Annotated in this window: 14 protein-coding genes; 3 read left to right on the forward strand and 11 right to left on the reverse strand. The window is 34.1% G+C overall.

Annotated elements, in window-relative coordinates; genetic code table 11:
- The 11 genes from SPJ17_RS04500 to SPJ17_RS04550 form a co-directional block, all read right to left on the reverse strand.
- Positions 1–241: hypothetical protein (locus SPJ17_RS04500; protein ID WP_321093084.1), on the reverse strand; the 241-nt coding region annotated here is incomplete at its 3' end.
- On the reverse strand, positions 241–1,437 hold the full coding sequence (locus SPJ17_RS04505; protein ID WP_321093086.1) for a DnaD domain protein: 1,197 nt from the start codon (positions 1,435–1,437) through the stop codon (positions 241–243). The genes SPJ17_RS04500 and SPJ17_RS04505, both read right to left, overlap by 1 nt.
- A 7-nt stretch (positions 1,438–1,444) precedes the next feature.
- Positions 1,445–1,798: a hypothetical protein gene (locus SPJ17_RS04510; protein WP_321093088.1), complete on the reverse strand. Its 354-nt coding sequence runs from the start codon at positions 1,796–1,798 to the stop codon at positions 1,445–1,447.
- 3 nt (positions 1,799–1,801) lie between these two features.
- Positions 1,802–2,389: a dephospho-CoA kinase gene (coaE, locus tag SPJ17_RS04515; protein ID WP_321093089.1), complete on the reverse strand. Its 588-nt coding sequence runs from the start codon at positions 2,387–2,389 to the stop codon at positions 1,802–1,804.
- Positions 2,390–2,393: 4 nt separating this feature from the next.
- Positions 2,394–3,206, reverse strand: a complete 813-nt coding sequence (mutM, locus tag SPJ17_RS04520) for a DNA-formamidopyrimidine glycosylase (RefSeq protein ID WP_321093091.1) — start codon at positions 3,204–3,206, stop codon at positions 2,394–2,396.
- Positions 3,206–5,830: a DNA polymerase I gene (gene polA / locus SPJ17_RS04525; RefSeq protein WP_321093093.1), complete on the reverse strand. Its 2,625-nt coding sequence runs from the start codon at positions 5,828–5,830 to the stop codon at positions 3,206–3,208. Before polA ends, mutM begins: the two co-directional genes overlap by 1 nt.
- A 105-nt stretch (positions 5,831–5,935) precedes the next feature.
- The gene (locus tag SPJ17_RS04530; protein WP_321093095.1) at positions 5,936–6,232 is read right to left on the reverse strand and encodes a YhbY family RNA-binding protein; all 297 of its coding nucleotides are present in this window, start codon (positions 6,230–6,232) and stop codon (positions 5,936–5,938) included.
- A gap of 81 nt (positions 6,233–6,313) precedes the next feature.
- Complete coding sequence (gene adhE / locus SPJ17_RS04535) at positions 6,314–8,938, reverse strand: bifunctional acetaldehyde-CoA/alcohol dehydrogenase (RefSeq protein WP_321093096.1); 2,625 nt, start codon at positions 8,936–8,938, stop codon at positions 6,314–6,316.
- Positions 8,939–9,113: 175 nt separating this feature from the next.
- On the reverse strand, positions 9,114–9,773 hold the full coding sequence (locus SPJ17_RS04540) for a uracil-DNA glycosylase (protein WP_321093097.1): 660 nt from the start codon (positions 9,771–9,773) through the stop codon (positions 9,114–9,116).
- Positions 9,774–9,866: 93 nt separating this feature from the next.
- Complete coding sequence (gap, locus tag SPJ17_RS04545; protein WP_321093098.1) at positions 9,867–10,937, reverse strand: type I glyceraldehyde-3-phosphate dehydrogenase; 1,071 nt, start codon at positions 10,935–10,937, stop codon at positions 9,867–9,869.
- 118 nt (positions 10,938–11,055) lie between these two features.
- Entirely contained in the window at positions 11,056–11,832 is a 777-nt protein-coding gene (locus SPJ17_RS04550) for an NAD kinase (RefSeq protein ID WP_321093099.1), read from the reverse strand.
- A gap of 100 nt (positions 11,833–11,932) precedes the next feature.
- Here SPJ17_RS04550 and SPJ17_RS04555 point away from each other — a divergent pair, with 100 nt between their 5' ends.
- The 3 genes from SPJ17_RS04555 to SPJ17_RS04565 all read left to right on the forward strand — a co-directional run bounded on the left by SPJ17_RS04555 (position 11,933) and on the right by SPJ17_RS04565 (position 13,320).
- On the forward strand, positions 11,933–12,475 hold the full coding sequence (locus SPJ17_RS04555; RefSeq protein ID WP_321093100.1) for a CYTH domain-containing protein: 543 nt from the start codon (positions 11,933–11,935) through the stop codon (positions 12,473–12,475).
- Between the two features lie 415 nt (positions 12,476–12,890).
- The gene (locus SPJ17_RS04560) at positions 12,891–13,163 is read left to right on the forward strand and encodes an ATP-binding protein (RefSeq protein WP_321093102.1); all 273 of its coding nucleotides are present in this window, start codon (positions 12,891–12,893) and stop codon (positions 13,161–13,163) included.
- Positions 13,126–13,320, forward strand: a complete 195-nt coding sequence (locus SPJ17_RS04565) for a winged helix-turn-helix transcriptional regulator (RefSeq protein WP_321093104.1) — start codon at positions 13,126–13,128, stop codon at positions 13,318–13,320. Before SPJ17_RS04560 ends, SPJ17_RS04565 begins: the two co-directional genes overlap by 38 nt.
- Positions 13,321–13,457: the final 137 nt, after the last annotated feature.

Here is a 13,457-nt window from a genome sequence, read left to right on the forward strand (position 1 = left end):
ATTTGCATTCTTCTATTGAGAATTCATCAAATTCGTTTACTGAAAGGCAATATCCTTTCTCATTGTTTTTGCAATAATCTAAGCCCTTGCATCTTGCGCAATGTCTTCTTTCCTCATACATTAAGGCAAAATCATTGACATTATTAATATTTACATTATGCTTTGGAAAAAGCTCTTGAACGCTTGTAACAAATTTATCTACCTGCTCTAAATCTGCAGCAGGTAATTTGATTTTTTCCATTATTTTGCCTCCTTCCAAACAATTTCTCGTTTAGATTGACTTGAGAAATCACTATCCTTCCTTGATTTTGAAGGTCTTAATTCCTTAGTTGTAGTAATATATACTACTGCATCCTTTGTGGATAGGATATTATCCTGAATCCAGGATTCAGCAACCTTTTTGAAATAAGTAACTGGTGGTAATTCTCCTCCCTTATCTCTTAAGGTTTTAATAATCATACAATTGATTACGCCCCTAGGAAGGCTAATCGAATTATAAATTTCATTAATGGTTGCAAGATAGGTTGCCGGGTATTTAGGATTCACCATTTGCAATACCCTACTTGGAGATGCGTTATCTAAGAAGGAAACTAAATCGGATGGCTTACCATCTAATTCCTCCTTTTCAACAAGCTTTGGTGCATTCATATTTCTTCTATATTCAAATAAAACATTCGCCTTTTTCTTTAGTATACGATAATCAAAATAGCCATTTTTATTGATAGAATCCATAAATAGAGTAGCCATATCATGCTCATTGAATAAATAAACAAAGGATAATTTAATAATTTGCTCCTTAAATGTACTATCGATACCTGCTTCTAGGTAATCCTCATTAATTTCTTTAGCAAATTTATCAAAATCAAAGGTTACATTTTTGATATCTAAATAATTTGTCGGATTTTTTCCTAAAAGATAGCTAAACTTTTCAAAGGTTTCATCACTGCTTACCCTAGATGAATAAACCTCATCAAAGGATTTTGTGATTTCCTTATAGCCTAAAACGTCTGGCTTTTCAATTAAGAAATGCTTCTTAATTAGCTCATAGGCTTCCTTTCTTACCTTAGAATGTAGATATAAGCCATATACAGCATCTTTTATAAAATTTTTAGGGGATAGAGGTGGTAATAGCACATAAATATAGTCCCCGTCTTTTTCATATGTAAGTAAAAGACCTATTCCCTCGAGCTTATTTTTCGATCTTAAAAAATCGACAGGCTTCAAGGAGTAAATGTCGAATAGGTCCTGATGTATAATTTCCTCGCTTTTTAAATTATTACGATTTAAAAGGGCAGCAAGTGCCATATAAAGCGTAAATGCATCATTCCCGATTAATGGTGCATATAAAAGGGATAGAGCACTAATATCATCGGTGGATAAATTAAAGCTGGAATAAATATGAAATTTTGATGTGCTAGCCACTAAATTCTGGGCCACAATACTCCTACTTATGAAGGGAAACGCCCTTGAATTCGAATTTTGCTTCTAAGCCCTCTAATACTTCCTTAATGAAGGTAGTAGCCTTTTTTGCTGCACCAACAACGAAGTCTGCATGAACCTCGAAGTCGATCGATGTTTCAGGGATTTGAGGCTCAAGCTGAGTGATCTTTGCGATAACCTCCATATGAGGTGCCTCAGCATATACCTCGCAGTAATCATCATTTTCAGAAACAATCTTATAATGAGCCTTATTCAGAATATGCATATATTCTTCCTTAAGATCCATATAATTTGCCTTGTAATAATGCGTTTGTAATTCTAAGGATTTTGCGTTTTCGCTTGTAATAATGTCTGCCATAATTTATTCTCCTTTAATCATTTCTAATATTTTTAGTACCTGGCGGTATGTTTCTTGAAAGCTCCCTTTACTATCAATTACATAATCAGCCAAATCCCTTTTTTTATCTAAATCCATTTGTGATGCAATTTTAGCTTTTGCATAGGAATAATCTATATGATCCCTCTCCATAAGCCTTTTTATTTGTGTTTCTTTGTTTAGGTATACACAGATTACCTTATCACATAAGGAATCAAATTTTGACTCATATAATAGGGGTACATCAACAAATACGATTCCATCTGCCTGATTTATTTCCTTTAATACCTCTTCTTTGATAATGGGATGGGAAATAGAATTGAGTTTTAGTTTTTCATTCTCATTATGAAAAATTAATTCTCCTAATTTCTTTCTATCTAATTCTTTATTATCTAAAAAGTAGGAACTACCGAATGCTTCTTTAATCGCATTATAAATAGGCATATTTATTTTTTGAAGATTGTGATTGATTAAATCACAATCAATGACCTTAAAGCCCTGTCTTTTTATAATAGATATTACATTACTCTTTCCAGAGGATATGCCACCAGTAACGCCAATGACCTTTCTCATTCTATCACCTCTGACAGTTCTTACAATAATATGTCATTCTTTTATCTATTTTAACACGATTTAATGTCATTTTGCAATTAGGACATATATTTTTTGTGTGAACTTGTAAAAATGCTTGGTATTCTCCTTCTACTCCTAAGCTCGATGTATAGCTTTTTATCGTTGTACCCTTATGGGAAATTGCAAGGGTTAAAATCTTTTTAGATTCTATAAGAATATCCTTAAGGTTCTTCTTAGTAATTCTATAGCCCTTTTTCTTGGGATTAATTCTTGCGCTAAATAAAACCTCATCTACATAGATATTACCAAGCCCTGCAAGTATTTCTTGGTCGAGTAATAGTTGCTTAATCGTTTTATTGCTTCTATGTATTTTATGGTATATATCATCTAAATCTATATTCTCATTTAATATTAAATCTGGCCCTAGCTTAGATAATGGTAATTCATCATAGATATTGTTATCTATATATTTCATCCTACCAAATTTTCTAACATCCTTGTAATAAAGAGTGGAGTTGTCCTTAAAATGGAATACGACATGGATATGCTTATCCTCCATAAAAGAATTCTCTAAATAATAATATTTACCCTCCATTCTTAGATGAGATAATAGATAACCTTTATTTAGTTCAAATATTAAATATTTACCATATCGTTTGATATCGATTATCGTTTTATTCAAGGTATTCTTTAAAAATTCATCGATAGGATCTTCAAGGATACCCGGATAAAATACATCGATCGATTCTATGGTTTTATGAACTAAATGTTGTTTTAATACTTCTTTTACGGTTTCAACCTCAGGTAGCTCTGGCATTATTTTACCTCATACCAATTCTTACCAAAGGAATCATCTACGATTAGAGGCACATCAAGCTTGACTGCATTTTCCATATTTCTTTTTACGAGTTCTCTTAATGCATCCTCTTCTCCTTCTTCTACCTCAAAGACCAATTCATCGTGAACCTGTACGAGCATTTTGCTTCTTAAGCCTCTTTCCTCAAGCTCATTATCAATTTTTACCATTGCAATTTTGATAATATCTGCAGCACTACCCTGAATTGGAGCGTTCATTGCGGTACGCTTTGCAAATTCCCTTTGCATGTATATTTTTGAATTTATATCTGGTATATAACGAATTCGATTCTTCATAGTCTTTACATAGCCATTATTTTTACAGAATTCGATGGTTTCATCCATAAATGCTTTAATTTCTGGATATGCCTCATAATATTTATTAATGAAATCGGAAGCCATAGTGTTCGATATATGTAAATCTTGTGCAAGACCGAAGGCGCTAATGCCATAGACAATACCAAAGTTTACTGCCTTAGCACGTCTTCTTTCCTCAGGCGTTACTTCCTTTGTGCCAAAAACCTCCTGAGCAGTTCTTGTATGAATATCCTCTCCATTTAAGAAGGCTTCCTTTAGTTTTCCTACATTAGCCATATGAGCTAATACTCTAAGCTCAACTTGAGAATAATCAGAGGAATATAGGCTATTCTTAGGACTAGATGGTATAAACATCCTTCTGATTTTATGTCCCTCCTCCGTACGAATTGGGATATTTTGTAAATTAGGCTCAATAGAGGATAATCTTCCTGTTTGGGTTAGGGCCTGTTGGTAGATCGTGTGCACCTTATCGTCTGGATATATCATTTCTCTTAAGCCACTCACATAAGTAGACATAAGCTTTGTTTTCGCTCTATATTCAATAATTAATGGGACAATTGGACTCGCCTCACGAATCGCCTCTAATACCTCAATATCCGTAGAATAGGATTGTCCCTTTTTCTTTGGATATGGTAATTTTAGCTCATCAAATAATACTGTACCTAATTGCTTAGGGGAGGATATATTAAATTCGTGATTCGCGATGGAATAAATCTTTTCAACAAGAATATTTATATCCTGATTTAATGCATATTCCTGACGATTTAATTCCTCCTTATCTACCATCATACCCTGGAATTCCATTTTACCTAAAACACGGGATAGTGGTATTTCAATTTCCGTAAGTAGATGATATTGATCCTTTTCCTTTAATCTTTCTATAGCATCGCATTTAAGTGCGTAAAGGGTGTTTACCTTCTTAGCAACATGAGAATAGATGACATTCTTTTCTGGAATGAATTTTTTTGCACCCTTACCGTAGATTGCCTCATCGTAGTAGCAATCGCTAATACCATAAAAATCAGCAATGCCTTTAAATTCTTCTTTTGCGGCAGATGGATTAAGGATATAGGTTGCAAGTAATAAATCGAAATCTACACCTAATAGCTCAAGTCCTAATCTTTTCGATAGTACATAGGCTCTTTTATAATCGAAGATGGCTTTATGATTGTTCTTATCGGATAAGAACATCATAAAATCCATAGAATTAAAGATAATATTTGGGTCAACAACAAAGGTACCCTTACTATTTTTTATACCTATCGCTAGAAGCGGACTTTTGTGATAATTATATTCGAAGGTTTCAAAAATCATAGCGGAATTATCCTCTAAAATATCCGATAATTCTCCCCCATTGGTTATTGCCTTATATTCCATTTTATTTTGTTCAATTTTTGGTGCATCGAAGGTTAATTCCCTAAGTAAGGATTTAAATTCTAATTCCGTATAGAATTCGATTAATCGATTCTTATCCATTTCCTTGCGGTCAAGCTCATCTATAGATATACCTATAGGGAAATCTCTTAGAATCGTTGCCATTTTTTGGCATAATAACGCAGAATCTACATTCGCTCTAATCTTTTCGCCAACAGATCCCTTTATTTCATCCTTATGGGATAATATTCCTTCTAATGAGCCATAGGTATTTAAAAGCTTCACTCCCGTTTTTTCACCAATACCTGGTACACCGGCTAAATTATCGCTTTTATCACCCATCAAAGCCTTTAAATCTACCCATGAGGTGTATGGTATGCCATAAACCTCCAAGAAATGCTCAGGGGTAAAATCCTCAAGCTCACTAAAGCCCTTTTTCGTCATATGAACTGTAGTATTTTCACTAATTAATTGTAATAAATCCTTATCGGAAGAATATATATCTACATGATATCCTAAATCGGATGCCTTTTTAGCCATTGTGCCAATGATATCATCGGCCTCATATAAATCCTGTTCCCATCTTTTTATTCTCATAATATCTAGGAATTCTTTGATATAGGATATTTGCATACGAAATTCATCTGGCATAGGTGCTCTTCCGGCCTTGTAATCTCCCATCATATCATGACGGAAGGTTTTCTTTCCCGCGTCAAAGGCTACTAAGATAGCATCATATGGATTCATAATTAAGCTATTCATCATTCGAGCAAATCCATAAATCGCATTAGTAAATAAGCCTTTAGAATTTGCCGTTGGAGTACCACCTGCACTCATTCCATAATAAGCCCTATACATAAGAGAGTTTCCATCAACTAAAATTAATCGTTTCATATTATCACACTACCGTTTTCTAAAATGTATTACTATTATAGCAAAATATAAGAGGAATTTAAAGAAAACAACCCAAATTTGTTTGGGTTGTATAAAATAATCCTATTATTTTTTGGGGAACTTAATTGGATCTATAGCATCATCACTTTGCTTATATAAAATGATTTGTCTTCCGATGGATTGTACAAATTCTATTTCCTCTTGATTAAAGAATTCAATTGCTTCTTCCTTAGTCACATAAGAATTCTGTAAAATAGATATTTTTATAAGCTCGTGCTTCTTTAAATAATTGAGAACGGTTTCCATTAAATTATCACTTAAGCCTTCTTTTCCTATTTGCACTACAGGCTTTATACCTTGGGCTAAGCTTCTTAAATAGACCTTTTGTTTTGTTGTAAGCATAAGTTACCTCCATAATACAACCTATTTTACCATAATTTTCCAAAAAGAAAACTCCTTTATTTCTAAAGGAGTCATCATGCATTATTCTTTATCTAAGAATTCCGTTGAATCATATGCATCACGTAAGATCTTCTGCATATCCTCAACCATAGGTACTCTTGGGTTAGCTGGAGAGCACTGATCCTCGTAAGCTAAGTAAGAAAGCTTAACTACAGAATTCATCCAAGTATCTCTATCGATACCCTGTGATTGGAAGTTCATCTTGATACCAACTGCCTTACCTAAGTTACCAACTGCCTTAGCTAGAGATTCAACACCCTCTTCGATTGTAGATGCAGGTAAGCCTAAAATCTGAGCGATTTCTGCATATCTTTCATCCGCACGATAGAAATTGTACTTTGGCCATGTAGAAAGCTTCTGTGGCTTTTGACCATTGTAACGAATGGTATAAGGTAATAGGATTGCGTTAGCACGTCCATGAGGAACATGGAATTCAGCACCAACCTTATGAGCCATAGAGTGGTTCATACCTAAGAATGCATTAGCGAATGCCATACCAGCAAGTGTAGATGCGTTATGCATCTTCTCTCTAGCCTCAGGGTCATTCTTACCATTCTTATAAGAACGCTCTAAATATTTGAATACTAGCTTAATCGCCTGAATAGCTAAACCATCTGTATAATCAGAAGCAAGTGTAGAAACATAAGCCTCAAGTGCATGGGTTAATACGTCCATACCTGTATCTGCAGCGATAGATCTAGGTAAATTCATAACGAATGCTGGGTCGATGATAGCAACCGTTGGAGTTAAGGAGTAATCTGTTAATGGATACTTCTTGTGCTCAACCTTATCTGTAATAACGGCGAATGGAGTAACCTCAGAGCCTGTACCAGATGTTGTAGGAATACAAACTAATTTTGCCTTCTTACCTAATTCTGGATACTGGAATGCTCTCTTACGGATATCCATGAACTTCTGTTTTAAGTCATTGAAGTTTACATCTGGGTGCTCATAGAATAACCAAATACCCTTAGCAGCATCCATAGAAGATCCACCACCAAGTGCGATGATTGTATCTGGCTCGAAGGATCTCATTAATTCAACACCCTTTAATACAGTTTGAATCGATGGATCTGGTTCAACATCACAGAATAGCTGATATGGAACCTGTGGGCTTCTTAGCTGTAGCTGATCAATAACCTTTTGTACATAACCTAGCTCAACTAATGAACGGTCTGTAACAATTAATGCCTTCTTCATTTCCTTCATCTGATGTAAGTATTCGATGGCATCTCTTTCAAAATAAATCTTAGATGGAATCTTAAACCACTGCATATTATTTCTTCTACGTCCTACTTTCTTAATATTTAATAAGTTTAATGGACCTACGTTACCAGCAACAGAGTTGTGACCATAAGAACCGCAGCCCAATGTTAAAGATGGAATGAATGAGTTATAAACATTACCAATACCACCGAATGTAGAAGGTGAATTACAAATTATACGAATTGCAGGGATATAATCACCAAATTTAGTACATAATTCTTGGGACGCAGTATGAATTGCAGCACTGTGTCCTAAACCATTGAAGCATACAGATGCCTTAGCTAAATCGAAGCCCTCTTGAGTAGAGTTAGACTTAACCATTGCTAAAACTGGTGAAAGCTTTTCTCTAGTTAATGGCTCAGATACACCGATAGTTGAGCATTCAACCATGATGATTACAGTATTTTCTGGAACCTCAAAGCCTGCTTCCTTAGCAATCCAAGTTGCATACTTACCAACGATATTTGGATTTAATTTAGCATTTGGAGCATCTTCCTTAGAATTTACACCAAACATAAATGCTTCAAGCTTTTTCTTTTCTGCCTTATTTGCAAAATATACACCAAACTTCTTGAACTCTTCCTTAGTTTCCTCATAGATTTCAGCATCTACGATTACAGATTGCTCAGAAGCACAAATCATACCATTATCAAATGCCTTAGACATTACGATATCGTTAACTGCCTGACGAACATTACAAGTCTTTTCCATGTATGCTGGAACGTTACCTGCACCTACACCAAGTGCTGGCTTACCACAAGAATATGCGGCACGAACCATTGCATTACCACCTGTAGCTAAGATTGTTGCAACACCTGGATGCTGCATTAGGGCAGTTGTTGCATCCATAGATGGATGTTCAATCCACTGAATACAGTTCTTTGGTGCACCTGCAGCAATCGCAGCCTCATAAACTACCTTTGCAGCCTCAACAGAGCACTTCTGTGCACTTGGGTGGAAGCCAAAGATAATTGGATTTCTAGTCTTAATACAAATTAATGACTTAAAAATTGCTGTAGATGTTGGGTTTGTAACTGGAGTAATACCTGCAACAACACCAACTGGTTCAGCAAGCTCTACCATACCTGTAACATCATCCTCACGGATAACACCAACAGTCTTTAAACGCTTCATATCGTTTGTAACATATTCACAAGCGAACAAATTCTTAGTAGCCTTGTCTTCGAATACACCACGGCCAGTTTCTTCGATTGCAGCCTTAGCCAATTCACCATGCTTGTCTAGTGCAGCAACAGAACACTTTGCAACGATGTAATCAATTTGTTCTTGAGTAAAATGAGCGTATTCATCTAAAGCCTTTAAACCCTTTTGAACTAACTCGTCAACCTCTTCTTGAGGTGTTAAGATTTTTTCTTCCATTCTAATCCTCCAAGTAAAAATAAGAAATATTAAAATCACTAACCGTCATTTCGATTTAATTATACGAGAAAATTTTAAAATTGAAAAGGGTAAACGATTTCCAATTTTTTGTAATCGTTTACATGTTTTCGTCTAAATAAAAAAATGGACTATTTGAAAATAGTCCTAAAAAAATCTAATGATAATTTCTTTTATCCCATATGATTTCACTACAATTTGATTTTTTTAAATAATCATTTACTTTACTAAATGGTTTTGAGTTAAAAAAGCCTCTATATGCAGAAAGTGGAGATGGATGGGCAGATTCTAAAACCAAATGCTTCGGATTTTTTAAGAATACCTTCTTCTTTTGACTTGGGGCTCCCCAAAGAAGAAATACAATAGGCTGATCTAGTCTATCTAATGCCTCTATTACATGATCGGTGAATATGGTCCAGCCAAAGCTTTTATGAGAAAAAGCCTCATGTGCTCTTACAGTTAATACTGTATTTAATAAAAGAACACCCTGCTTAGCTAAATAATCTAAATTACCATCCTGGTTAATTTTAATACCTAAATCATTTTCCATTTCTTTATAAATATTTACTAAGGAAGGAGGTAATTTTTCACATAAAACCGAAAATGCAAGTCCATGAGCTTGGTTAGGCTCATGGTAGGGGTCTTGGCCTAAAATTACTACCTTTACCTTATCCATAGGAGTCATATCAAATGCATGGAATATATTTTTATATTCTGGATAGCAGGTATATTTTTCATATTCGTCATCAACAGCCGTCATAAGATTTGCCCAATATGGCTTTTTTTCTTCTTCTTTGATAAATGTTTGCCAATCCATAGAAAACCTCCAAATTTCTTATATTATAGCATTTTTAGAGCAAATGAAAAGCCTGAACGAATTCAGGCTAATCTTATTTTAATCAGAATATTATTACTTTAATTCAGCGAAATACTTGATTGTACGAACCATCTGGCTTGTATAAGAGTTCTCGTTGTCATACCAAGAAACAACCTGTACCTGGTAAGTATCCTCAGCAACCTGAGCAACCATAGTCTGAGTTGCATCGAATAAAGAACCATATCTCATACCGATAACATCAGAAGATACGATCTGGTCTTCGTTGTAACCAAAGGACTCGCTAGCTGCAGCCTTCATAGCAGCATTGATACCTTCAGCAGTAACGTCCTTACCCTTAACTACTGCAGTTAAAATAGTAGTAGATCCTGTAGGAACTGGAACACGCTGAGCAGAACCAATTAGCTTACCATTTAATTCAGGAATAACTAAACCGATTGCCTTAGCAGCACCTGTAGAGTTTGGAACGATGTTTGCTGCACCAGCACGAGCACGACGTAAGTCACCCTTTCTGTGTGGTCCATCAAGAATCATCTGGTCACCAGTGTATGCATGAATTGTAGACATGATACCAGACTGGATTGGAGCATACTTATTTAAAGCGTCAGCCATAGGAGCTAAACAGTTTGTTGTACAAGAAGCTGCAGAAATAACTGTATCAGCTGGAGTTAATGTCTTCTCATTAACACCGAATACGATTGTAGGAAGATCCTTTCCTGCTGGAGCAGAAATAACAACCTTCTTAGCACCTGCTTCAATATGAGCTTCTGCCTTAGCCTTAGAAGTATAGAAACCTGTACACTCTAAAACAACATCTACATCTAATGCACCCCAAGGTAAATCCTGTGCCTTTGGCATAGCGTAGATAGTGATTTCCTTACCATCAACAGTAATAGAACCTGGAGTAACAACAGTCTTGCCATCCTCAGCTAAAACTGGTTCCTTAGAAGATACTGTGTGTAAGTTTTCACCAATCTTGCCAGCATAACCACCCTGTGCAGTGTCATACTTTAATAAATTTGCTAACATCTTAGGTGAAGTTAAATCGTTGATAGCAACAACTTCATAACCTTTTGCACCAAACATCTGTCTGAATGCTAAACGGCCAATACGACCAAAACCATTAATTGCGACTTTAACAGCCATAATAATATATTCCTCCTAAATAATAGTTTTTTTGCAATTATTATTCTATCACTTTTGCATTTTTCTTGCAATATTATTTTCGCCCCCGAAAGGAAATCAAAAGGTGTAAATGCTTTCACTATTTTCCTGAATCTATGAACGTTCTAGCAATCCTTTTTATGAAGCCTTCTAGATTATGATACCCCATATTCATAAAATGATTTTGATAATAGAAGGTAATTCTTTTAAATTCCTTAAGGGAATAGGATAAATTATCTATAGAAACAGATAATTCTAGTGGCATATCGGATTCTAAGGTGATTCTTCTTTTGCTTGAAACTAAGAGTGGTGAGCCTAAGGATCGATAAGCATTAGAATTAATACCTGCAACCTCAGCAAGCTGCATAACAACTAAATCATGATCAACAACAGCGCCATGTAAGGATTTATTATAGGCAGTTGAACCAGCCGTTGTAGAAACACATAAGCCTGTACCTCTAAACTTTTCTAATATTTCATCATCAATCTTTACATCTAAAATTAAGGTTTTCACAGGAGATAATACGGTTGCCTCATTAATCGCATCCTCATAATATACATTACCATTCCATTCCTCTATTAACATAGATAATAATGGGATTTTCTCTGTTTTATAGGTATTATTATTAATATCATTGATTAATAAATCTATGTCATCTGGATTATAATTTGCAAAGAAGCCTAAATGCCCTGTATGTAGTCCAAAAACAATGCTATTTGGGTATTTATGGAATGCTTCAAGTAAAGTTCCATCCCCACCTATAGCTATGACAATTTCTGGGTTATTTTCATCGTAAGAATATTTAATATTCTTCTTAATGTATTCTGCTATTTTCTTTGAATTATCATCATCACGAATTAATACACTATATTTCATACTATCACCACTTTAGGTATTATTTTACCATAATACTTGATTTTTCTCTATAAATATTAGATAATAAATATATGAATTTTTTTAAGAGGTGGTGGAATTCATGTATCTAAATAAGGAAATTGAATTCAAAACATTCATTTCAGAAGATAAATATAATGAACTAGTTAAAGAATTCGGTCTAGAAAATAATATTTTCGAACAAATCAATCACTATTTTGATACTGAAGATACAAAGTTACTTGAAGAAAAAACAGTACTTCGTATTCGTCAAAAGGGTTCCAATTATAAGCTTACAAAAAAGACTAGAGCAGAGGTTGGTGCTGATGAAACACATATTCTTCTTTCTAAGGATAAGGCCTTAGAATATTTAGAAAATGGTTTAGATGCAAGAATTATTGACCTTCCCTATTTTGTAAAGAAAATGGCTGAGCTTAAAACATACCGTTGTAGTGCGCCATATAAGTCTGGCACAATCTTCTTTGATAAGAGTGTTTATTATGATAAAATCGATTATGAAATCGAATTTGAGGTAGATGATGTTAAGCAAGGCTTAAAGGAATTTAAGCAATTCCTAGAAAATCATAATATCACCTATGTAGAATCTATTCGTAAATCAAAAAGAGCATTTGATAATAGAAAATAAAGGGGCTGCTAGAAACTATTTGAGTTTCTTAACAGCCTTTTTTTATTTGTTGATACTTTTCTTTCAAGCTATATCTATTAAATTAAAGTAAGTCTAACAACATATAATAAAGAATTATGTAGTCTATGATCTAAAGATACTCCTGGATAATGTAAATCTTTAATATATTCTTTAGCAAAGCCAAATATTAAACCAATTCCAAATGTAAATGCAACTTTTAATAATGATCCATTAAGTATATGTGATAAGCCAAATAACAAACATGAACATAAACTGAATATGCTTATCAACAAATTCATTATCAACTCTTTTATTAATCTTTGAATTAATAGTGTTCTCCTTTGCTGATTATTATATTCCTAGAGGCATTGTTATAATCCAAGATAATGATTCCATTAGAGTTGGTAAATATCAAATGCTTAATGGTGGTGAATCTGATCCTAGAAATAAAACTTTAATGAAGATATTTAATTTAATTGATATTGGTGAAAGAGCAGGTTCTGGTATCCCAAAATTACTAAAGGTTTGGAATGATGAAGGTTTTGAAGAACCTGTAATAGATGAACGACTAGATGATGTTGAAAGAACTTTTATTACTTTATCATTCAAGAAAAAAGCCGATAAAAAGCCGATAAAAGCCGATAAAGAACGTGTTAAGTCTATTTCTAGAATATATCAATCAAAATGAAACTATCACAAATAAAGAAGCAAGAGAATTATTAAATCTAGCTGATTCAACAACAAAGAGATTATTAGCTCAAATGGTTTTAGATGGTTTAATTGAGGCTATTGGTGAAAATAAAAAGATGTTATGCAACTACCTCCTTTTGGAAGGTACAACATAACATCTTTTTCAATTTGTTTAAATTATAAGGTAGCTACCTACCAAACTACTTCAGTTTGGAAAGAGCCCTTTTATCTTGTTGCAAAATATATAATCATTGCGATTGTAATTATAGCTAAGAATAGAAAAACAAATAGC

The organism is Anaeroplasma sp., assembly GCF_034179385.1.
In the GTDB taxonomy this organism is placed as follows: domain Bacteria; phylum Bacillota_I; class Bacilli_A; order Acholeplasmatales; family Anaeroplasmataceae; genus Anaeroplasma.